The sequence below is a fragment of the Ruegeria sp. AL1 genome (assembly GCF_056540905.1).
Map to the genome: position 1 here is coordinate 73,663 of NZ_JBQFXP010000013.1, position 20,760 is coordinate 94,422.

Annotated in this window: 18 protein-coding genes; 9 read left to right on the forward strand and 9 right to left on the reverse strand. The window is 59.3% G+C overall.

All coding sequences use genetic code 11. The features are described from left to right. Window positions 1–3 precede the first annotated feature (3 nt). Together infB and ACRZ9X_RS19430 are read left to right on the forward strand one after the other, a co-directional pair. Entirely contained in the window at window positions 4–2,478 is a 2,475-nt protein-coding gene (gene infB, locus ACRZ9X_RS19425) for a translation initiation factor IF-2 (RefSeq protein WP_480521732.1), read from the forward strand. 260 nt (window positions 2,479–2,738) lie between these two features. After that, window positions 2,739–3,887 carry a DMP19 family protein gene (locus ACRZ9X_RS19430; RefSeq protein WP_480521733.1) on the forward strand — a complete coding sequence of 383 codons (1,149 nt, stop codon included), beginning with the start codon at window positions 2,739–2,741 and terminating at the stop codon, window positions 3,885–3,887. Between the two features lie 190 nt (window positions 3,888–4,077). Here ACRZ9X_RS19430 and ACRZ9X_RS19435 read toward each other — a convergent pair whose 3' ends face one another. The 6 genes from ACRZ9X_RS19435 to ACRZ9X_RS19460 form a co-directional block, all read right to left on the reverse strand. Then, complete coding sequence (locus ACRZ9X_RS19435; RefSeq protein ID WP_480521734.1) at window positions 4,078–4,905, reverse strand: alpha/beta hydrolase; 828 nt, start codon at window positions 4,903–4,905, stop codon at window positions 4,078–4,080. 3 nt (window positions 4,906–4,908) lie between these two features. Further along, window positions 4,909–5,790: a tryptophan 2,3-dioxygenase gene (locus tag ACRZ9X_RS19440; RefSeq protein WP_480521735.1), complete on the reverse strand. Its 882-nt coding sequence runs from the start codon at window positions 5,788–5,790 to the stop codon at window positions 4,909–4,911. Window positions 5,791–5,852: 62 nt separating this feature from the next. Beyond that, window positions 5,853–6,881, reverse strand: a complete 1,029-nt coding sequence (gene tdh, locus ACRZ9X_RS19445) for an L-threonine 3-dehydrogenase (protein WP_480521780.1) — start codon at window positions 6,879–6,881, stop codon at window positions 5,853–5,855. A 19-nt stretch (window positions 6,882–6,900) separates the two neighbouring features. Next, entirely contained in the window at window positions 6,901–7,851 is a 951-nt protein-coding gene (locus tag ACRZ9X_RS19450; protein WP_480521736.1) for a PLP-dependent cysteine synthase family protein, read from the reverse strand. Beyond that, entirely contained in the window at window positions 7,848–9,035 is a 1,188-nt protein-coding gene (locus ACRZ9X_RS19455) for a glycine C-acetyltransferase (RefSeq protein WP_480521737.1), read from the reverse strand. The genes ACRZ9X_RS19450 and ACRZ9X_RS19455 overlap by 4 nt, the downstream gene beginning before the upstream one ends. A gap of 111 nt (window positions 9,036–9,146) precedes the next feature. After that, window positions 9,147–9,710, reverse strand: coding sequence for a helix-turn-helix domain-containing protein (locus ACRZ9X_RS19460; RefSeq protein ID WP_480521738.1), 564 nt, complete (start codon window positions 9,708–9,710; stop codon window positions 9,147–9,149). 116 nt (window positions 9,711–9,826) lie between these two features. On the opposite strand from ACRZ9X_RS19460, the gene ACRZ9X_RS19465 reads away from it, so the two are divergent. Beyond that, window positions 9,827–11,002, forward strand: a complete 1,176-nt coding sequence (locus ACRZ9X_RS19465; RefSeq protein WP_480521739.1) for an acetyl-CoA C-acyltransferase family protein — start codon at window positions 9,827–9,829, stop codon at window positions 11,000–11,002. A gap of 101 nt (window positions 11,003–11,103) precedes the next feature. On the opposite strand, the gene ubiB is transcribed toward ACRZ9X_RS19465, so the two are convergent. Next, window positions 11,104–12,633, reverse strand: a complete 1,530-nt coding sequence (ubiB, locus tag ACRZ9X_RS19470) for a 2-polyprenylphenol 6-hydroxylase (protein WP_480521740.1) — start codon at window positions 12,631–12,633, stop codon at window positions 11,104–11,106. Continuing rightward, window positions 12,634–13,386: a bifunctional demethylmenaquinone methyltransferase/2-methoxy-6-polyprenyl-1,4-benzoquinol methylase UbiE gene (gene ubiE / locus ACRZ9X_RS19475; protein ID WP_480521741.1), complete on the reverse strand. Its 753-nt coding sequence runs from the start codon at window positions 13,384–13,386 to the stop codon at window positions 12,634–12,636. A gap of 86 nt (window positions 13,387–13,472) precedes the next feature. Here ubiE and mutM point away from each other — a divergent pair, with 86 nt between their 5' ends. The 6 genes from mutM (at window position 13,473) to recF (ending at window position 20,139) form a co-directional block, all read left to right on the forward strand. Beyond that, the gene (mutM, locus tag ACRZ9X_RS19480; protein WP_480521742.1) at window positions 13,473–14,324 is read left to right on the forward strand and encodes a bifunctional DNA-formamidopyrimidine glycosylase/DNA-(apurinic or apyrimidinic site) lyase; all 852 of its coding nucleotides are present in this window, start codon (window positions 13,473–13,475) and stop codon (window positions 14,322–14,324) included. Between the two features lie 66 nt (window positions 14,325–14,390). Continuing rightward, window positions 14,391–15,167: an enoyl-CoA hydratase gene (locus ACRZ9X_RS19485; protein ID WP_480521743.1), complete on the forward strand. Its 777-nt coding sequence runs from the start codon at window positions 14,391–14,393 to the stop codon at window positions 15,165–15,167. Window positions 15,168–15,396: 229 nt separating this feature from the next. After that, window positions 15,397–15,660: a 30S ribosomal protein S20 gene (gene rpsT, locus ACRZ9X_RS19490; protein ID WP_039541017.1), complete on the forward strand. Its 264-nt coding sequence runs from the start codon at window positions 15,397–15,399 to the stop codon at window positions 15,658–15,660. Window positions 15,661–16,216: 556 nt separating this feature from the next. Then, a complete protein-coding gene (gene dnaA / locus ACRZ9X_RS19495; RefSeq protein ID WP_480521744.1) occupies window positions 16,217–17,602 on the forward strand; it encodes a chromosomal replication initiator protein DnaA in 1,386 nt (461 codons plus the stop codon). A 227-nt stretch (window positions 17,603–17,829) separates the two neighbouring features. After that, on the forward strand, window positions 17,830–18,951 hold the full coding sequence (gene dnaN / locus ACRZ9X_RS19500; RefSeq protein WP_480521745.1) for a DNA polymerase III subunit beta: 1,122 nt from the start codon (window positions 17,830–17,832) through the stop codon (window positions 18,949–18,951). A 93-nt stretch (window positions 18,952–19,044) separates the two neighbouring features. Next, window positions 19,045–20,139, forward strand: a complete 1,095-nt coding sequence (recF, locus tag ACRZ9X_RS19505) for a DNA replication/repair protein RecF (protein WP_480521746.1) — start codon at window positions 19,045–19,047, stop codon at window positions 20,137–20,139. Here the strand turns inward: recF and ACRZ9X_RS19510 are convergent. Further along, window positions 20,136–20,702 carry a carboxymuconolactone decarboxylase family protein gene (locus tag ACRZ9X_RS19510; protein ID WP_480521747.1) on the reverse strand — a complete coding sequence of 189 codons (567 nt, stop codon included), beginning with the start codon at window positions 20,700–20,702 and terminating at the stop codon, window positions 20,136–20,138. The genes recF and ACRZ9X_RS19510 overlap by 4 nt on opposite strands. Window positions 20,703–20,760 lie beyond the last annotated feature (58 nt).

A 20,760-nucleotide genomic window follows, 5' to 3' on the forward strand; every position in this document is an offset into this window, starting at 1 on the left:
TTTATGAGCGATACTGACGGCAAAAAGACATTGGGTCTTCGTGGCGGGGCACGCCCCGGAAATGTGAAACAGAGTTTCAGCCACGGACGCACCAAGAATGTCGTGGTGGAAACCAAACGCAAACGCGTGGTGGTCCCCAAGCCGGGTGCCGGAAAGCCGAGCGGCGGTGCAACGCCTTCGGGTGATCCGTCGCGCCGTCCTGCCGGGATTTCCGACGCCGAGATGAACCGCCGCCTGAAGGCCCTGCAAGCCGCCAAGGCGCGTGAGGCCGAAGAGACCGCCGCCCGTGAGGCGGAAGAAAAGGCGCGTGAAGAAGAACGCGCCCGTCGTCGAGCCGAGCAAGAGGCCAAAGAGCGCGAGCAGCGCGAGGCTGAAGAAAAAGCCCGCGCCAAGGCCGAAGAAGAAGAACGCAAGCGCGTTGAGGCAGAAGAAGCTGCCAAACGTGCCGCTGCGGCCCCTGCGCCGGAAGAGCCTAAAGCCGCACGCGCCCCAGCCAATAAACCGGCCCCCGCAGCGACCCCGCGCAAGCAGGATCGCGAGCGTGAGCAGCGTGGTCGTGGCAAGGGCCGTGACGACAACCGCCGCTCGGGCAAGCTGACACTGGGTCAGGCCACCGGTGGGGAAGGCAATCGACAGCGGTCCATGGCCGCGATGAAGCGCAAGCAGGAGCGTGCGCGTCAGAAGGCCATGGGCGGCACGGTCGAGCGGGAAAAGGTGATCCGCGACGTGCAGCTGCCCGAGGCGATCATGGTTTCGGAACTGGCCAACCGTATGGCCGAGCGTGTGGCTGACGTTGTCAAATCGCTGATGCAAATGGGCATGATGGTTACGCAAAACCAGACCATCGACGCAGACACCGCCGAACTGATTATCGAAGAATTCGGCCACAAGGTGACCCGCGTCTCCGATTCGGACGTGGAAGACGTCATCAAAGAGGTCGAAGACAGTGAAGACGATCTGCAGCCGCGTCCGCCGGTCATCACCATCATGGGTCACGTTGACCACGGTAAGACCTCGCTGCTGGATGCGATCCGCGACGCCCGCGTTGTGGCGGGCGAGGCCGGTGGCATCACCCAGCATATCGGTGCCTATCAGGTGAAAACCGATGGCGGCACCACGCTGACCTTCCTGGACACGCCGGGCCACGCGGCCTTTACGTCGATGCGGTCGCGCGGGGCGCAGGTCACGGATATCGTGGTTCTGGTTGTGGCTGCCGACGATGCGGTGATGCCGCAGACGATCGAGGCGATCAACCACGCCAAGGCGGCCGGAGTGCCGATGATCGTGGCGATCAACAAGGTTGATAAGCCGGATGCGAATCCCGACAAGGTCCGTACCGATCTGCTGCAGCACGAAGTCATCGTCGAGAAAATGTCGGGTGAGGTTCAGGACGTCGAAGTGTCCGCCATCACCGGTCAAGGTCTCGATGAACTGCTGGAAGCCATCGCGCTGCAGGCCGAGATTCTGGAACTGAAAGCCAACCCCGACCGCGCCGCCCAAGGTGCCGTGATTGAGGCGCAGCTGGATGTGGGCCGCGGTCCCGTGGCCACCGTTCTGGTTCAGAACGGCACGCTGCGTCAGGGCGATATCTTCGTTGTGGGTGAGCAATACGGTAAGGTCCGTGCGCTGATCAACGACAAGGGTGACCGCGTTAAGGAAGCCGGGCCTTCCGTTCCGGTCGAGGTTCTAGGTCTGAATGGTACACCCGAGGCCGGTGACGTTCTGAACGTGACCGAGACCGAAGCGCAGGCCCGGGAGATTGCCGCGTATCGCGAACAAGCCGCCAAGGACAAACGCGCCGCCGCCGGTGCCGCGACCACCCTTGAACAGTTGATGCAGAAGGCCAAGGAAGACGAAAACGTCACCGAGCTGCCGATTCTGATGAAAGCGGATGTGCAGGGCTCTGCTGAAGCGATCGTTCAGGCGATGGAGAAGATCGGCAATGACGAAGTGCGCGTGCGCGTGCTGCATTCGGGCGTTGGTGCGATTACCGAAACGGATGTGGGTCTGGCCGAAGCGTCTGGCGCACCGATCTTTGGCTTCAACGTCCGTGCCAACGCCTCGGCGCGGAACACAGCGAACCAGAAGGGCGTTGAGATTCGCTATTACTCGGTGATCTATGACCTCGTGGACGACGTCAAAGCCGCCGCATCCGGCCTGCTGAGCGCCGAGATCCGCGAAAAGTTCATCGGTTACGCCGAAATTCGCGAAGTCTTCAAGGTCACTGGCGTCGGCAAGGTTGCTGGCTGTCTGGTCACCGAAGGTGTGGCGCGTCGTTCCGCAGGTGTCCGCCTGCTGCGCGACAACGTGGTGATTCACGAAGGCACGCTGAAGACGCTGAAGCGCTTCAAGGACGAAGTGGCCGAGGTTCAGTCGGGTCAGGAATGCGGTATGGCGTTCGAGAACTACGACGATATCCGCCAAGGCGACGTGATCGAGATTTTCGAACGCGAAGAGGTCACCCGGACGCTGGACTGACCCGGGTTCAAATTTAAACAGGAAGCAGCGGCTCAATTGGGCCGCTGTTTTTGCTGTGAAACCTTACGGCCTTTGATTTTCGAAATTTAGTTTGAAAGTCAGTATTTTACAGGTTTGATAGTCTTTCCTGTTCCATCCGTTGACTTGGAGCCCAACGGGCGCACTTTTTTGTGCTACCGCCATATTCGCTCCACAATTCATTCGCCCTATAGGTGATGAACCACCACTTGATTCAATGTTTCGTTTAGGAAGACTAAGAGATGCTTCGCAATCTTTTCAAATCCCGCCAGCACCGCCATGAGATATTTGTTCCTGCATCTGTGCTCGCAAAGGACGCGAAAGAATACGCTTTTGTTGGCTCAGTTGTCAGTTGGGTGAACGCCGTGCGTGATCGGGGTGCCTACTCCGCCAATGAGATCGTGGAGGAGGCTCAAGAAGCATACAATGCCGACTATTACTACGCACAGGTATGCAATGGGGGTCATTCCCAATTCCGGCACAATTCACAGATGGACCCTATGACGCTGGCTTATGCGCAGAATGGCTTGAAAAACGCAGGCCTGTCGGAGCTGGCGGCATGTTTGGATGCGCTTATCGAAGCCCCAGAGATGGAAGGCGCCGTCTTGGAAGCGCTGGATTCCCGGTTTTTTGCGTCCTATTCGGACTACCACAAACGGATCAATGCCTGGCTTCAGCCGCGCGTGCATGTGGTGCCGGATGGGGATTACCCCGCGAAATTGGAACAATTCCTGAAACTGGACGGAGCCCGAGGTCAACGTTTTCGGGACCGCGAAGCTGTGGGCCTTCAGGCCAAGATTGAGAATGCTCAACTCGCGGGCTACGCACAGGTAGCATATGAGGTTACGGGTGGCCTATTCCTTGGTGTGCGTCCTGGTAGTTTTGCAAGCGTTTTTGGCCAGCAAACAGTGATCTGGGGTATCCCTGTGCGTACCGAGCAGGGAGAAGAAATCGTCTTCAACGGGATAGAAGTGGCCGAGAGGTTTCTGCTTGTCCCGAAAATGCCGAAAGAGACCGTGGAAACAGAAGAGCAGCTACTAGCACTGTTTAACTCTGGTCGCAATTTGAAGAAGGAAGTCGTAGTCCAATATTGCGAACTTGCACGAAAAGAGCGTCTGGGCCTGATCGCTGCGCTCTTGCTTGACATGGCGCCTGATCTGTCATCCCAAGATGTTGTCGCCCTGCACCTGATGATCGACAATGACCCTGAAAGGAAAGAGCGCTATGTGGCGATCCACTGCGCAAGTCACAACAGGCCTTTCGTCCTACGTATCGATGATTCCAAAACGATGATCATCAGCTTGGCTGACAAGGCGGCCATAGCTGTCTTGAGCAATCGCGAGGTAAAGAAAGCGCTGCGTCAGTTTGATGCTCGGAATCGTGTACACTAACTTTTCTGGCTTTGAAGGGGTGCAAATTACGAGACTGCCTCTGACGCAAGCAAATATCAGTTGCATCGCAAGCTGCCCCGGAGTTTGATCTCGAATCTGATATTTTCCGGGGATGCTACGGCTCTACGTTCGTAGGACTTGAGTCGGTTTGTGAAACCAGGGTCAGATTTGTCCGAGGTCAAACCCCCGACTACTGCGATCCCGCCAGGAACGTGCCCGGATGCATGATGATGTCGAAATGCTGCATTCCCTTTTGCAGATCGAAACTAACCGAATGCCCGCCTTTGCGCAGCAGCTCGGCGTAGTCCCGGCTTTGGCGGATAAACTCGGGCGTGTCGCGCTCGGCGACTGTCACCCGGTATCGTGGGCCGGGGGCGGGCAGGTGCAGGATCGGGGACAGATCATGTATCTCGACCGGAGTCAGCTGCAAGGGATCGTTCACCGGCGTCAGGCTGATTGGCTCCAGATCATATACTCCGCTGATCAGGATAACGTCGCGCACACGCAGCCCAGCACGGGCCAGCGCATCAGCCGAAGTCGCCATGACCATACTTGCCAGATGTCCGCCTGCGCTGTGGCCTGACAGGGTGATGCGGGTCGGGTCGAATCCTAAATCAAACGCGTTGTCGGCCAGCCACAACAAGGCCTTGCGGCATTCCGCAATCATGTCGCCGATGCGCGCATTCGGGGCGAGCGTGTAGTTCAGTGTGGCAAAGGACTGTTCCGCCTCGATAATGGCGGGGGCGACCATCGCCGATTCCCGCTGACTGAGGGCCTGCCAGTACCCGCCGTGGATAAACACATGCAACGGCGCGCCAGCGCCCTTTGCAGGAAAGAAATCCAGAACTTGTGCCGGACCGTCGCCATACGCCAGATTTTCGCGGCATTTCATCTGCGCCCGGTGTTGTGCACTCAGCGCGGCGTAACTTTCAACATAGGGTGTCAGATCGCCGCCAATCATCGATCGGGGAGAGTATTCCCGATCCAGTTCATCCTGCGTGAAACCCCGATACAACATGGCTTACTCCTGTTCGGAATACATCAGTTCAGTGCGCATGTCGTACAGATCATGGAAAAAGCGCAAATCCAAGGCTTTGCGCAGGAAAGACACGCCGCTGGACCCTCCGGTGCCGGGTTGATTGCCGATCACCCGTTCGACCGCTGTGACGTGATCGAAGCGCCAACGCTGGAACAGCGACTCGACGTCCATCAGCTTTTCTGCCAGCGCATAGAGGTCCCAGTATTTCCCGGTGTTGCGGAACACCTCGACCCAGATTTTCACAATCCGCGGATCGCCGGAATAGGGCATGGCATAGTCGCGTTCAAGAAGGTCCTGAGGTACATCGAAACCCTGTCGCGCCAACATGTGCAGCACCTCGTCATAAAGCGAGGGTTTGGTCAGCGCGGCGTTCAGCAGACCCATAATTTCAGGGTCATGCTCGTGCACTTTCAGGGTCGAGGCATCCTTGTTGCCCAGAATGAATTCGATCTGACGGTAGCCATAGCTTTGGAAACCCGAGGAATTGCCCAGCGCCTGCCGAAAGGTCATGTAATCGGCCGGCGTCATGGTCAGCAAGGTTTCCCATGCGGCGATCAATTGCCTCTGGATGGCCTTGATCCGGTCGAGATTCTTCATCGCCGGGCCAAACTCGTCCTGTTGCAGAAAGCGGCGCACCTCGACCAGTTGGTGATGCATCAGTTTCAGCCACAACTCGCTGACCTGATGGATGATGATGAACAGCATCTCGTCCGGTTGCGCCGGATCCTGAAAGGTCTTTTGCAGGTTCAGCAGCGTCTTGAGCTGAAGAAAATCGCCATAGCTTTTACGGTGCGTTTCCGCGAAATCGGTGACCAGAGAATCCTCGATTCCGCGTTCCAGAAACCGGTCTGTCTTGTCGCTCATGTGGCCTCTTTGATGTGCAGTTTACATCTGTGTATGGCCTGCTTTTGCAACTTTCCAGTGCCTTACGTCCAGTCCAGCACCACCTTACCGGATTGGCCGGACTTCATTGCCGCAAAGCCCTGTGCGAAATCGTCGACCCCGAAACGGTGCGTGATCACGCGGGTGACGTCCAGACCATTTTGCAACATGGCGATCATCTTGTACCAGGTCTCGAACATCTCGCGCCCGTAGACGCCTTTGATGGTGATCGCCTTGAACACGATGCGCGACCAGTCGACCGGGGATTTGCCCGGCGGAATGCCCAGCAGCGCGATTTTGCCGCCCATTACCAACGCCTCGACCATCTGGTCCAGTGCGGCCTGAGAGCCCGACATCTCAAGCCCCACATCAAAACCCTGCGACATACCCAACGCGACGATGACGTCCTGCAGGTCTTCTTTCGAAACATCGACCGTGCGCACGGTTGGCACCACATGCTCGGCTAGCGACAGGCGGTCCGGGTTGATGTCCGTGATCACCACATGCCGCGCCCCAGCGTGGCGAGCGACGGCGGCGGCCATGATGCCGATGGGGCCGGCGCCGGTGATCAGCACATCCTCGCCCAGCAGATCAAAGCTGAGCGCGGTGTGCACGGCGTTGCCCAGTGGATCGAGGATGGCTCCGATCTCGTCGGGGATATCGTCGGGCAGCGGTACAACGTTGAAGGCGGGCAGTTTCAGGTATTGCGCAAACGCGCCCTGTTCATTGACCCCGATCCCGCGCGTGCCGGGATCGAGATGGAACTTGCCCGCCCGGCTCTGACGGCTGTCATTGGTGATCAGGTGCCCCTCGCCGGAACACCGCTGGCCGATCTCAAGCCCGGTCACGTTGCGGCCCATTTCGACGATCTCCCCGGCGAATTCGTGCCCGGTGATCGTCGGCACCGGGACCGTCGCGGCGGCCCACTCGTCCCAGTTCCAGATATGAATATCGGTGCCGCAGATGCCGGTTTTATGGATGCGGATCAGAACCTCGTCGGGTCCGATTTCCGGGACCGGGGCCTGAATCATCCACAACCCCTCTTTGGGATGAGATTTTTCAAGGGCTTTCATGGTGTTGGGTCGCATCAGATCACTCCCACAAATCGGTGGACAGGTATTTCAGCCCGCTGTCACACATTACAATGGCGACGCAGCCGCCTTTTTCGGGTCCGCGCAGAAGATCGATGGCTGCGGAAAGATTGGCGCCTGCGGAATACCCCGCGAATATCCCCTCGGCCCGGGCCAGCAACCGGGCACCTTCGCGCGCGGCGTCGCCGGACACCGACATATGGCCAGCCAACGTGGTTCTGTTCAGATGAACAAGGTCTCCCATAGCATATCCACCGCCCTGGATGGGATGATCGGGGGTACTGATGGTTTCTCCGGCCAATGCGCGTGCGCCTTCAGGTTCGACAGCATAACAGCGCACGCCAAGGGGGGTCAGATAAGCGGCCGCTCCGGCTAGCGTACCGCCGGACCCGGCAAAGTCGCAAAAGGATGTGACGCTGCCACCGGACTGTTCCCAGATCTCAGGCCCCGTACCGGCGGCATGCGCCTTCGGGTTTCCTGCGTGACCGAACTGATCGGCGCGAAACGCCCGGCGTTCGGTCGTGATACGCTGTGCGGCGGCGTCGACCAAAGCCAGATCGACCCCCGAGACTTCGCCGGGTTTGCTGCCTTCGGCTTGCGGAACGATGACAACCTCGGCCCCGAGGGCGCGCATCATGCGCGTACGCTCGACCGAGTTGCCTGCGCTCATCACTGCCACGAACGGGTGTCCCAGAATGCCGCAGACAATCGCCAGCCCGGTGCCCATATTGCCCGATGTCAGCTCGACCACCGTCTGGCCGGGCGACAACGTGCCATCCGCGCGGGCCAGTTCAATTACGGATTTAGCGGCGCGGTCCTTTTTGGAGAAACCGGGCAACAGATAGTCCAGCTTGGCCAGAATGCGCCCGTCCAGATCGAGACGTTGGCAAATACGGGTAAGATCGACGAGGGGCGTGTTGCCAATCGCGTCGATGACGGACGGCAAGATCATGCGATCACACCCAGGTCTTTGCCGACCTTGCCGAACGCGGCCAGCGCACGGTCCAACTCGTTACGCGTCAGGGCGGCGTTCATCTGGGTTCTGATCCGCGCCTGTCCGCGCGGGACCACGGGGAAGAAAAAGCCCGAGACATAGACACCTTCCTCAAACAATTTGGCGGCCATGTCCTGCGCCAGTTGCGCCTCGCCAAGCATCACCGGGATGATCGGGTGCTCACCTGGAAGCAGGTCAAAGCCCAGTTTCTCCAACCCGGCGCGCCAGTATTTGGCGTTGCCGAACAGTTGCGCGCGCAGCATGTTGCCCTCTTCCACCAGTCGGATCGCTTCCAATCCGGCTGCGACGATGGATGGCGGCAGCGAATTCGAGAACAGGTAGGGCCGCGCCCGCTGCCGCAGCAGGTCGATTACTGGCTGAGGTCCGGCGATGTAGCCGCCGATGGCTCCGCCCAATGCCTTGCCCAAAGTTCCCGTCAGAATGTCCACATCGACGTCGAAATGATCCGGCGTGCCCGCGCCGCGCGGCCCCATGAAGCCGGTGGCGTGGCAATCATCCACCATGACGATGGCGTCGTATTTGTCGGCCAACTCGCGGATTTTTGGCAGGTTGGCCAGATAGCCATCCATCGAGAAAACGCCATCAGTGGCGATCATGATGTGCCGCGCGCCGTCCTCGCGCGCCTGTTTCAGCCAGGCTTCGAGATCGTTCATGTCGTTGTTCAGATAGCGATAGCGCTTGGCTTTGCACAACCGTACCCCGTCGATGATCGAGGCGTGGTTCAGGCTGTCCGATATGATGGCGTCTTCGGGTCCCAGAAGCGGTTCGAACAACCCGCCATTGGCGTCGAAACAGGCGGCGAACAGGATCGCGTCGTCCTTGTTCAGAAACTTTGCCAAGCGCTGTTCCAACTCTCGATGAATGTCCTGAGTGCCGCAGATGAAACGAACCGAGGCCATGCCGAAGCCCTTGGGTTCCATCGCACCCTTGGCGGCGTCGATCAACGCCGGGTGGTCGGCCAATCCCAGATAGTTGTTGGCGCACAGGTTGATGACCTGCCGGTCGCCCACTGTGATCTCTCCGCCCTGAGGCGAGGTGATCATTCGTTCGCGTTTGTAAAGACCCTCGGATTCGATCTGCGCGAGTGTGTCCGAGATATGGGACAGGAATGCATCTGCCATGGCGGCCTCCGTTTACCTGAGTCGTGCATCTAACATAACGGAGGTAATTCCCAAATAGGGGAATTACAGTATGAAGGAAAAATATCCGTGAAGATGGATTTTTTACGTATGTCAGGCGTTCTTGACGATCAGGAAGACCCGCGCCGGTTCGGCGGCGGATATGGAATGAGCGATGTCCGCAGCATAGCGGGCGGTGTCACCGTGGCCAAGTTCAGAGACCGCAGTTCCGGATGTGACGCGAACCGACCCTTCCAGCACAGTCAGTTGTTCGCGCGCGCCACGGGCATGAGGTTGACTGTTCAAAGCACCGCCAGCGTCGAACTGAATGTCATAGACCTCGTGCCCGCCCGCTTCTTCGGGTGGCGACAGGATGCGGATCCTGCATCTCTGGCCCATATTGTCGATGCTGGGCACTTCGGATTTTTGCAATACCTCGATCCGATCTGTGGATTTTGAGTCTTCGAGCAGACCCGCGAAATCCACCTGCAAGGCGCGGGTCAGGTTCCACAGGGTCGAGATGGTCGGGCTGCTCTCGCCGCGCTCGATCTGACTGACCATTGAACGAGACACGCCGCTGAGGTTGGCAACAGCTTCTAATGACAGCCCCTTTGCGCGACGGGCCTCTTTCAGGCGGGCGGGCAAGCGGTTCAGGATATCGTCTGTGTTTTCCGTCATGACGGAAAACACATGTGCGAGGCGCACCGGTTTGTCAATTCCGGGCGTGACAGAGAGTCCAATATGCAACTTATGCTGCAAGTGCATAATGCGCGCAAATTCAGGAGGAGTAAGACATGACTGACGTAGTGATTCTGGACGGTGCACGGACCGCCATCGGAACATTTGGCGGCGCTTTGGCATCCACTGCACCTATTGATCTGGCGACTGTTGCCACCGAGGCGGCGCTGGAGCGGTCCGGGGTCGAAGGCGGTCAGATCGGGCATGTTGTCTTCGGTCATGTCATCAACACCGAGCCGCGCGACATGTACCTGTCGCGGGCAGCGGCAAAACAGGCCGGTATACCTGATGAGACACCCGCGATGAATGTGAACCGCCTGTGCGGGTCCGGGGCGCAGGCGATTGTTTCGGCAACGCAGTCTCTGATGCTGGGGGATGCGGATTTCGCTCTTGCTGGCGGTGCGGAAAGCATGTCGCGCGGACCTTACATCATGCAGCAGGCACGCTGGGGCGCAAAGATGGGCGATATCAAATCGCTGGACATGATGGTCGGTGCCCTGAACTGCCCGTTTGGGACGGGGCATATGGGTGTCACAGCCGAAAACGTGGCGGATGAGCATCAGATTACCCGTGAGCAGATGGATGAGTTTGCTGTGGTCAGCCAGACTCGGGCCGCGGCGGCGATCGAGGCGGGGTATTTCCAAAGCCAGATCACGCCGGTTCAGGTCAAGGTCAAGCGCGACATGGTCGATTTCATGGTGGATGAGCACCCCAAAGCGACCACCGCAGAGGTGCTGGCCGGTCTGCGCCCGGTCTTCAAGAAAGAGGGTCGCGTGACAGCGGGCAATGCCTCGGGAATCAATGATGGTGCGGCGGCGATGGTTTTGGCGACTGCGGATGCGGCCGAAAAGGCAGGTTTAAAGCCCAAGGCACGCATTCTGGGTTATGCTCATGCCGGTGTACGCCCCGAGGTGATGGGGATCGGGCCCGTTCCGGCAGTTCAGAACCTGTTGGCCAAGACTGGCTTGTCGATTTCGGATTTTGACGTGATTGAAAGCAATGAAGCCTTTGCGGCGCAGGCGTTGGCGGTGAACAAGGAATTGGGTCTTGACGCAGCCAGAGTGAACCCCAATGGGGGCGCAATTGCTCTGGGTCATCCGGTCGGCGCGACCGGTGCCATTATCACGCTGAAAGCGCTGTACGAACTTGAACGCACCGGTGGCTCCAAAGGGCTGGTCACCATGTGCATAGGTGGTGGTCAGGGCATCGCAATCGCTATCGAGCGGCTCTGATCCGGGATCGGGTAACGGGGGGGCTGTCCGCCCCCCATCGCGCCTGGTGGCGCGATTCCCCCCGAGGATATTTTTGGCCAGATGAAGCTGCGGGCTTGTGATTAACTGAGAGCGACAAGCAGGGCCGTGACTGTGGCGCCGACCAGGGCGCCTATGGCGGCAGGCCATATCACTTGCGACAGTCGGGCGCCTTGGGGCTCATCCTTCAAGGTTTGGGAAATCAAGGCGCTTTCGACCAACCCGGGCAGACGAGGGCCGAAGCGGGCCAGGACCAGCGCGGTTTTGCCCAGATCGTGCAGGGCCGCGCGGGGGCCGATGGATTTCTTGATGTAGTCCTCGACGACCGGGCGAGCGACTTCCCAGATGTTCATGTGAGGGTCAAGCGAGCGCGCGACGCCTTCGACCACCACCATCGTGCGTTGCAGCAGGATCAGTTCTGTGCGGGTTTCCATGCCGAAGCGTTCGGTAACCTCGAACAGGTAGTTCAGCAGGCGGCCCATCGAGATGTGGGTGGCATCCATGCCGAAGATCGGCTCTCCCACGGCGCGCAGGGCGCGGGCGAATTCGTCCACGTCTTGATTGGCGGGGACGTAACCGGCTTCGAAATGCACCTCGGCCACACGTTTATAGTCGCGGCGGATGAAGCCGAAGAGGATCTCGGCATAGACCCGGCGGGTATATTCGTCGATATGGCCCATGATGCCATAGTCATAGGCGATGATGTCTCCGTTCGCGGCGACCTTGAGGTTGCCCTGATGCATGTCGGCGTGGAAATAGCCATCGCGCAGGGCATGCAGCAGGAACAGGCGCAGGACGCGTTCCGCCAGATCGCGGCGGTTGTGGCCGGCGGCGTCCAGTGCATCGTTGTCGCCCAGTGGAATGCCGTCCGCCCAGCTGAGCGTCATGACGCGGCGCGCGGACAGGGACCAGACCACGGGGGGCAGCCAGAAGCCTGCGTCGTCCTTGGTGTTGGCGGCGTATTCCGAGGCGGCGGCGCTTTCCAGACGCAGGTCAAGCTCGCCGCGCACTACGCCGTCGAAATGCTCGATCACCTCCATCGGGCGCAGGCGGCGTGCGCCGGGGGCGCAGAGGGAAACGATGCGAGCAGCGAAATAAAAGGCGTCGACGTCCTTGCGGAAGGCACGCTCGATGCCGGGGCGCAGGACTTTGACGGCGACATCCTCGCCTGTGCTGGTTAGCTTGGCCTTGTGGACCTGTGCGATTGAGGCGGCGGCGATGGGTTCGCTGAAATCGCTGAAGATTTCTGACACCGGTTGGCCTAGCTCCCGTTCGACCTCTGCCATGGCTTCGGCCTTCGAGAAGGGCGGCAGTTTGTCCTGCAGCACACGCAATTGCGCGGCCAGTTCGTCGCCGACCACATCGGGGCGGGTCGAGAGCACCTGACCGAATTTGATATAGGCCGGTCCCAGCGCGGTCAGCGCGCGGGTTGCGGGCGGCATCTCGGGGTCGCCCTTGTAGCCGAGCCATTGGAAGGGTTTGCCCAAGCTATGCGCCACGATGCGCAGGGTGCGGGGCGCTTCGAACGCGTCCAGCACCACGTTCATGGCACCGGTGCGCTCCAAAGTGGCACCCGTGCGTATCAGGCGGATGATGTTGTGAGGGCCACGCATCTAGATTTTCCAGCCGGAATGCAGCGCGGCGATGCCCATGCTCAGGTTGCGGTATTTGGCGTTTTCGAATCCGGCGGTGCGGACCATCGACAGGAAAGTGTCCTGATCGGGGAAGTTGCGGATCGACTCGACCAGATACTGATAGCTGTCGTAATCGTTGGCGATCAGCTTGCCCATGCGCGGGATGACGTTGAAGCTGTAGAGGTCGTAAAGTTTCTGCAACCCGTCATTGGGCAGCTGGCTGAATTCCAGCACCATCAGGCGGCCACCGGGTTTCAGCACACGGTAAGCCTCGTTCAGCGCCTCTTGCGGGCGAGTCACGTTCCGGATGCCGAAGGAGATTGTGTAGACGTCGAATGTGTTGTCCTCGAACGGCAGGGCCATCGCGTCGCCCACCACCCAGTTCAGGCTGTCGGCCATCTGGTCGGCCTCAGCCCGTTGGCGGCCTTCGACCAGCATCGGCTCGGTCAGGTCCAGAACGGTGGCGTGGCCGTGGCCTGCTCGTTTGAGGAAGCGAAAGGAGATGTCTCCGGTGCCGCCCGCCACATCCAGCAGACGCTGCCCGGGGCGCGGGGCCAACCAGTCCATCATCGCGTCTTTCCAGACCCGGTGGATGCCCATCGACATGACATCGTTCATCACGTCGTATTTCGAGGCGACCGAGTTGAATACGCCCTGCACGCGCCCGGCCTTTTCAGCCTCGCGCACGGTTTCGAACCCGAAATGAGTGGTCTTGTCGCTGTTGTCGGACATTTGCCTTGCCGTTCGTCGAATTTCGCCTCTGTTATAGGGCCAAGAGAGGCGGGCACAATGCGGCCCTTTGGAATAGGAGCCATCTAATGCCCGAATTGCCCGAGGTCGAGACAGTAAGACGCGGCCTGTCCCCGGCGATGGAGGGGGTGGTGATCGAACGGGCAGATGTGAACCGGCCCGATCTGCGCTGGCCCTTTCCCGCGCGGATGGCCGAGCGGCTGACCGGGCAGCAGGTTCAGCGGCTGCGGCGGCGGTCGAAATACATCTTGGCCGATCTCAGCAGCGGTGAAACCCTTTTGATCCATCTGGGCATGTCCGGGCGGATGACGGTGTCTGGTGACCCTCTGGGGCAGTTCGTGCATGATCATCCGGCGGCGCAAAAGCATGACCATGTGGTGTTCCACATGGCTAACGGTGCGCGCGTCACCTTCAACGATCCACGCCGGTTCGGAGCGATGGATTTGCTTCCCACAGCCACGGCTGAGCAGCACAAGCTGCTCTCGGTCTTGGGGCCGGAGCCTTTGGGGAACGACTTTCATGAACAACACCTGATCGATGCGTTCAAAGGCAAGAACTCCCCGATCAAATCGGCGCTTCTGGATCAGGGAATCGTTGCCGGTCTGGGCAATATCTACGTTTGCGAGGCGCTTTATCGCGGCAAGGTGTCGCCACGTCGCAAGGCGGGGCAGATTTCTGCGCCGCGCGTTGCGGCACTTGTGCCGATCATCCGGCAGGTGCTGCAGGATGCCATCGAGGCCGGAGGATCGTCGCTGAGGGATTTCCGTCAAGCCGATGGAGAACTTGGATATTTTCAGCACAGCTTCGACGTCTACGGGCGCGAAGGCGAGCCCTGCCGGACCGAAGGATGCGGCGCGTCGATCAAGAGAATCACCCAGTCCGGTCGCTCATCCTTCTACTGTGCGCAATGCCAAAGATAGCTTGATCCAGCTTTTGCGCGTGATAATGAATCGTATCTGAACGGAACAACCGGAAGCTTACACCTCATGGCTTTTGAGACGATCATCGTCGAAATTGAAGACCACGTCGCCCTCATCAAACTCGACAGACCCGACGCAATGAATGCGCTGAACACCCAGCTGCTGGGTGAGCTGTGCGAGGCGTTGGAGGATGCCGACAAGAACGACAAGGTGCGCTGCATCGTCATCACCGGCTCGGAAAAGGCTTTCGCTGCTGGCGCGGATATCAAAGAGATGTCCGAGATGAGCTTTGTTGACGTCTTCGACATCAACCTGTTCGCGGATGCCAATGATCGCATCTCGGCCATTCGCAAGCCGATCATTGCGGCCGTGGCAGGCTATGCGCTGGGTGGCGGGTGCGAGTTGGCGATGTTGTGCGACTTCATCATCGCCGCCGATACCGCCAAGTTCGGTCAGCCCGAGATCAATCTGGGCGTCATTGCCGGGCTGGGTGGCAGCCAGCGCCTGACCCGTTTCGTGGGCAAGTCCAAATCGATGGACATGAACCTGACCGGGCGTTTTATGGATGCTGAAGAAGCTGAACGTGCCGGGCTGGTCAGCCGTGTGGTCCCCGCCAAGAAACTGATCGAAGAGGCGACCGGTGCCGCCCAGAAGATTGCGGAGAAATCCCAGATCTCGACCCTGGCGGCAAAAGAGGCGGTGAACCGCAGCTATGAGCTGCCGCTGAGCGAGGGCATGCTGTTCGAACGGCGCGTGTTCCATTCGATGTTCGCCACCGAGGATCAGAAAGAGGGCATGGCCGCGTTTCTGGAAAAACGCGCCGCGCAGTTCCGCGACAAGTAAGCGGCCTTCACGAGGGGCAACCGGGCGGGCTTTTGCCCGCCTTTTTCTTGCCGGATCCGCACAGTCAAGATTCCGCTTGGCAAACCCGCACAACTTGGATAGTAAGCGCCGTCATACATGCGCGTGCGGCCCGCCTGGCCCGACTCACACTCGTGATTTCTGATCCGGTGCGGATAATTCCCGTGGCGCGCAACCCAAGATAACCGTACCGAACAAAGGTCAGAGACACATGGCAAATTCGCCCCAGGCAAAGAAACGCGCCCGTCAGAACGAAAAGCGTTTCGCCGTAAACAAAGCGCGCCGTTCGCGCATCCGCACCTATCTGCGTAAAGTTGAAGAAGCGATCGCATCCGGCGACAAGGACGCGGCCACCGCAGCCCTGCGCGCCGCTCAGCCCGAGCTGATGCGCGGCGTCACCAAAGGTGTCTTCCACAAGAACACCGCAGCCCGCAAAATGTCGCGCCTGTCGGCCCGCGTCAAAGCGCTGGGCTAAGCAGTACGTGACCCATGGTCACGTCAGCAAAGCTGAATTATTTTGAAAGGCGTCGCCCCGTGCGGCGCCTTTTCTAATGTTGCCGGAAAGTCGCGCCTTCACGAAACCGAGAGATTCTTTCGGGTCCAGACACGAGTCAATATCAGAGTTTCGTTGCCGCAACCGCCGACCTGTTGTTACCACTGATATCAGCGATTCACTCGCTTGGGGGGACAGGCGGTTTCTGCGTTCCAACTGACGGGCATCAGTTGATCCGGAGACGAATGTTCGTTCGCTGGCTTTCGAGCCGGCTGGCGACCTGCAAAAGGTACCGGGCTGCCCGGATACCCGAGCCCTGTCGGAAATTGGGATTTGGACCTGTGGCCCGGCTTTTCGGGACATGTCTTGTTGCGGGACGATGTCTGCGCTGCAGTGTGCTGAATTTCCAAGTTGTACCCGCCAGACCATTGGTCTGGCGAAACGGTACCCTTGTGCGTGAACGTCATACACCCGGGAAACCGGGCCATATTGAATAAGGCCGAAGGGCCAATAAAGAATGGGATGCGTGAGGCGCTGGATGACACAAGAGAAATGGGGACAACTGCGAAGCAAGTTGATCAAGGCCGTTGGACAAAACAATTACACCACCTGGATCGAACCTCTGGAGTTCAAAGAGCTTCAGGACGGGGTGGCGGTGTTTTCTGCGCCGACGAACTTTATGGGCAATTACGTCAGTCAGAACTTTGCCGACCATATTCTCTATGAGCTGAAAACATCCGGTGAAACCGTGCAACGATTGGCGTTTCGCACGGCGGCCAACTCCTCGGCGCGCCCTGCCGCCACACGCGCGCCTGTGCAGGACTCTGTCACAGAACCGAGCCCTGCTGTGGCAGCCGATACAGGCGCGAGTGCGCTGGAATCGCTTCAGGCGGCGCCTTTGGATGCGCGTTTTACCTTTGACAGTTTCGTTGTGGGTAAGCCCAATGAATTGGCCCATGCCGCAGCCCGCCGTGTGTCCGAGGGCGGTCCGGTCACATTCAATCCGCTGGTGCTGTATGGCGGTGTCGGTCTGGGTAAAACCCACCTGATGCACGCCATCGCGTGGGAATTGAAGACCAAGCATCCCGAACTGAATGTTCTGTATCTGTCGGCAGAGCAATTCATGTACCGCTTTGTGCAGGCCCTGCGTGAACGCCGGATGATGGATTTCAAACACCTGTTCCGGTCGGTCGATGTGCTGATGGTGGATGACGTGCAATTCATCGCAGGCAAAGATTCCACGCAGGAAGAGTTCTTTCATACGTTCAACGCGCTTGTGGATCAGAACAAGCAGATCATTATTTCTGCCGACCGTGCGCCGGGTGAGATCAAGGATCTGGAAGATCGCGTGAAGTCCCGCTTGCAATGTGGCCTTGTGGTCGACCTGCACCCCACCGATTATGAGCTGCGGTTGGGTATCCTGCAAAACAAGGTGCAGCACTACAGCGCCACCTATCCGGACCTCAGCATCGCGGATGGCGTTCTGGAATTTCTCGCGCAGCGTATCTCGACCAATGTGCGGGTGCTTGAGGGGGCTCTGACCCGGTTGTTTGCCTTTGCCTCGCTGGTGGGGCGCGAGATCGACATGGAGCTGACTCAGGATTGCCTGGCGGATGTGCTGCGTATGTCCGAGCGCAAGATCACGGTCGAGGAGATTCAGCGCAAAGTGTCCGAGTACTACAATATCCGTCTGTCGGACATCGTCGGCCCCAAGCGGCTGCGCTCTTATGCCCGCCCGCGTCAGATCGCGATGTATCTGTGCAAGCAGTTGACCAGCCGGTCGTTGCCCGAGATCGGTCGGCGGTTCGGTGGCCGTGACCATACGACGGTCATGCACGGCGTTAAACGCATTGAAGAGCTGAAGCTGACAGATGGCCAGATTGCGGAGGATGTCGAGATTCTGCGTCGCGCTCTCGAAGCCTGAGTTTTTAGTCGGGTGTTTTTGCTATGCCCCGGGCCGACAGGTCTGGGGCGTTCGCTTGTGCGCTATCGTCCACAATCTGCAGTGATCTGTGTCAGATAGACCACGCGACCCTTGACGCACCGGTCAATCCGGCTGAGAAATCGATAGAAAGTCCTTGTGCCTCGGGGCAGAGCCGCTAACGTGCCAGTCCCGCCCATTTCGGCACGAAAGTCAAAGGAATTGAGGGTATGAAGATCAGCATCGAACGCGGCACCCTTCTCAAGGCCGTTTCGCAGGCCCAATCTGTTGTTGAACGTCGCAATACGATCCCGATACTTGCCAACGTTTTGATCGAGGCCGAAGGCGATCAGGCTCAGTTCCGCGCCACCGATCTGGATATCGAAGTGGTGGACAAGGCCCCGGCACAGGTGGAAAAGGCTGGTGCAACAACGGTGGCTGCGACCACGTTGCATGAAATCGTCCGCAAGTTGCCGGACGGTGCGCTGGTCACCCTGACCGCGGACAGTGCGGCAGGGCGTCTGACGGTCGAGGCCGGGCGGTCGAATTTTTCGTTGGCGACCTTGCCGAAAGAGGATTTCCCGGTCATGGCCTCCTCGGAATACCAGTCGAATTTCAAAGCGTCTGCTGCGCTGCTTCGGCGGCTGTTTGACAAATCCAAATTTGCCATTTCGACAGAAGAGACGCGGTACTATCTGAATGGCGTCTATATGCATGTGGCTGACGGATCAGATGGCGGAAAAGTACTGCGCTGTGTGGCCACGGATGGCCACCGTTTGGCGCGTATCGATGCCGATTTGCCGGAAGGCGCAACAGGCATGCCGGGTGTTATTGTCCCCCGCAAAACCGTGGGTGAATTGCGTAAGCTGCTGGATGATGACGAGATGGAGATCGCGGTTTCGGTCAGCGAAACCAAGGTGCGGTTCGCGACGCCTGACATAACGCTGACGTCCAAGGTGATCGATGGCACGTTTCCGGACTATACACGCGTTATTCCGCAAGGGAACACGCGTCAGCTGGAAGTGGATGCGGCTGAGTTCGCTCAGGCCGTGGATCGGGTTGCGACCGTGTCCTCCGAGCGGTCGCGAGCGGTAAAGCTGCAACTGGATGCGGACAAGCTGGTGCTGTCGGTCAATGCGCCCGACAGTGGCGCCGCCGAAGAAGAGCTGGCTGTTGCTTATGGTGACGAGCGGCTGGAGATCGGGTTCAACGCAAAATACCTGTTGGAGATTGCATCTCAGGTGGATCGTGAGAATGCGGTATTTCTGTTCAATTCCGCAGGTGACCCGACCCTGATGCGCGAAGGCAATGATCAGAGCGCGGTTTACGTTGTCATGCCGATGCGCGTCTGATCGCGCTGACGCGCGATGCCTCCCCTAACGGCGGCAAAGCCGCCTGCCGGGCAGAGGGACGGGAGTATTTTTGAAAAGATGAAGGGAGGGGTCATGGGATTGGCCCTGACCGAGCTTACGGTCTCGCATTTTCGGTCTCATAAGCTGGCGCGGTTGTCCTTGGACGGGCGACCGGTGGCGCTCCATGGGCCAAACGGGGCCGGGAAGACCAACATTCTTGAAGCGGTGTCGTTGTTTTCGCCCGGTCGCGGGATGCGGCGGGCCAGCGCGGCGGAGATGACCCGGCGGCCCGAGGCCTTGGGCTGGAAGCTTTCCGGCCTGCTGAGCGCGCAGGGCGGGCGGTATGAGATCGAGACATGGTCCGAAGGTGGCGCGGCGCGTCAGGTTCGGATTGATGACAAGGCCGCGAGTCAGATTGATCTGGGCAAGCTTGCGCGGGTGGTCTGGCTGATCCCGTCAATGGACCGGCTCTGGATTGAGGGGGCGGAGGGGCGGCGGCGGTTTCTGGACCGCATCGCGCTGAGCTTTGATCCGTCGCACGCCGAGGCATCTCTGACTTATGAAAAATCCATGCGCGAACGCAACCGCCTGCTGAAAGAGCAGGTGCGGGATGCGCATTGGTATGCTGCGCTAGAGGGGCAGATGGCCGAGATGGGGCATCGCATTCATGCGTCCCGTTTGGCGGCGTTGGAGCATTTGCGTACGGCGCAGGATCAGGCGGAAACGGCGTTTCCCTCTGCCGAGCTAGAGTTGGTGCAGTCTGAGGGTGCGATGCCGGAGACTGCGGGCGACTTGCGCGAGGCGTTGAATGAAAGCCGGTTTCGGGACCTGGCGGCGGGGCGCACGTTGGTGGGGCCGCATCGGTCGGATTTATTTGGCGTCTTTGCGGCCAAGGGCGTACCTGCCAAGGATTGCTCGACCGGAGAACAGAAGGCGCTGCTGGTCTCGTTGATCCTGTCGAATGCGCGGGCTTTGGCGGGGATGGTCGGCGCCCCGCCGATCGTGCTGCTGGACGAGGTGGCGGCCCATCTCGATGCCGAGCGACGTGCGGCGCTCTATGACGAGATTTGCGCGCTGGGCGCTCAGGCCTGGATGACGGGCACCGGGCCTGAGCTGTTTGAAGAATTGGAGGGTCGGGCCCAGACGCTGACTGTCACTGACAGCGGTGAAGGCTCGGTCGTGGCTTAGGCAGGCTCGCCGACTTTGCGTTCCCACAGGAAGCCGCGCATCACTTCGTCGACCGGGGTTTGTGCCATGTGGTTGACGTAATTCGACATGGTTTTCTGCGCCAGCCCCAACACCACGTCCAGAACTGCCCGATGAGAGTAACCTGCGTCAAAGAAGGCCTGCAGCTGCGCGTCTGTGACATTGCCGCGGCTCTGCATCAGTTGCAGGGTAAAGCTGCGCAATGCTTCAAGTTTGGCGGAAGGGAGCGGGGTTTCATTGCGCAACGCCTCGGTGATATCATCCGACACCTTCATCATCTTGGCGATGCCGGTATGGGCGGGAACGCAGTAGTGGCACTCGTTTTCCACGTTGATGGTCTGCCAGACGACGGTTTTTTCGTCGTTGTCGAAATCGGTTTGTAAGAACAGGTGGTGCAGCAGCTGATAGGCCTCAAGATGTTGCGGGCTTTCGGACATCACCTTGTGCAGGCCGGGCAGACGGCCAAAGGCGGCCTGCGATTTCTCCAGCAGCGGTTTGGATCCTTCTGGGGCGGTTTCGAGGTCGTGGGAGGGGAAATTTGCCATATCAAAACTCCTGTTTCTGGCGCGATGAGTCGTATTTAGGCTTTCTTGAGCGATCACT

Coding starts and splice junctions, on each gene's coding strand:
- ubiB (WP_480521740.1), bottom strand. CDS start 12,633: ATGCGTGGCCCTCACAACATCATCCGCCTGATACGCACGGGTGCCACT.
- ubiE (WP_480521741.1), bottom strand. CDS start 13,386: ATGTCCGACAACAGCGACAAGACCACTCATTTCGGGTTCGAAACCGTG.
- ACRZ9X_RS19430 (WP_480521733.1), top strand. CDS start 2,739: ATGCTTCGCAATCTTTTCAAATCCCGCCAGCACCGCCATGAGATATTT.
- mutM (WP_480521742.1), top strand. CDS start 13,473: ATGCCCGAATTGCCCGAGGTCGAGACAGTAAGACGCGGCCTGTCCCCG.
- ACRZ9X_RS19465 (WP_480521739.1), top strand. CDS start 9,827: ATGACTGACGTAGTGATTCTGGACGGTGCACGGACCGCCATCGGAACA.
- recF (WP_480521746.1), top strand. CDS start 19,045: ATGGGATTGGCCCTGACCGAGCTTACGGTCTCGCATTTTCGGTCTCAT.
- infB (WP_480521732.1), top strand. CDS start 4: ATGAGCGATACTGACGGCAAAAAGACATTGGGTCTTCGTGGCGGGGCA.
- ACRZ9X_RS19460 (WP_480521738.1), bottom strand. CDS start 9,710: ATGACGGAAAACACAGACGATATCCTGAACCGCTTGCCCGCCCGCCTG.
- ACRZ9X_RS19440 (WP_480521735.1), bottom strand. CDS start 5,790: ATGAGCGACAAGACAGACCGGTTTCTGGAACGCGGAATCGAGGATTCT.
- ACRZ9X_RS19485 (WP_480521743.1), top strand. CDS start 14,391: ATGGCTTTTGAGACGATCATCGTCGAAATTGAAGACCACGTCGCCCTC.
- ACRZ9X_RS19510 (WP_480521747.1), bottom strand. CDS start 20,702: ATGGCAAATTTCCCCTCCCACGACCTCGAAACCGCCCCAGAAGGATCC.
- ACRZ9X_RS19435 (WP_480521734.1), bottom strand. CDS start 4,905: ATGTTGTATCGGGGTTTCACGCAGGATGAACTGGATCGGGAATACTCT.
- dnaN (WP_480521745.1), top strand. CDS start 17,830: ATGAAGATCAGCATCGAACGCGGCACCCTTCTCAAGGCCGTTTCGCAG.
- tdh (WP_480521780.1), bottom strand. CDS start 6,881: ATGAAAGCCCTTGAAAAATCTCATCCCAAAGAGGGGTTGTGGATGATT.
- dnaA (WP_480521744.1), top strand. CDS start 16,217: ATGACACAAGAGAAATGGGGACAACTGCGAAGCAAGTTGATCAAGGCC.
- ACRZ9X_RS19455 (WP_480521737.1), bottom strand. CDS start 9,035: ATGGCAGATGCATTCCTGTCCCATATCTCGGACACACTCGCGCAGATC.
- ACRZ9X_RS19450 (WP_480521736.1), bottom strand. CDS start 7,851: ATGATCTTGCCGTCCGTCATCGACGCGATTGGCAACACGCCCCTCGTC.
- rpsT (WP_039541017.1), top strand. CDS start 15,397: ATGGCAAATTCGCCCCAGGCAAAGAAACGCGCCCGTCAGAACGAAAAG.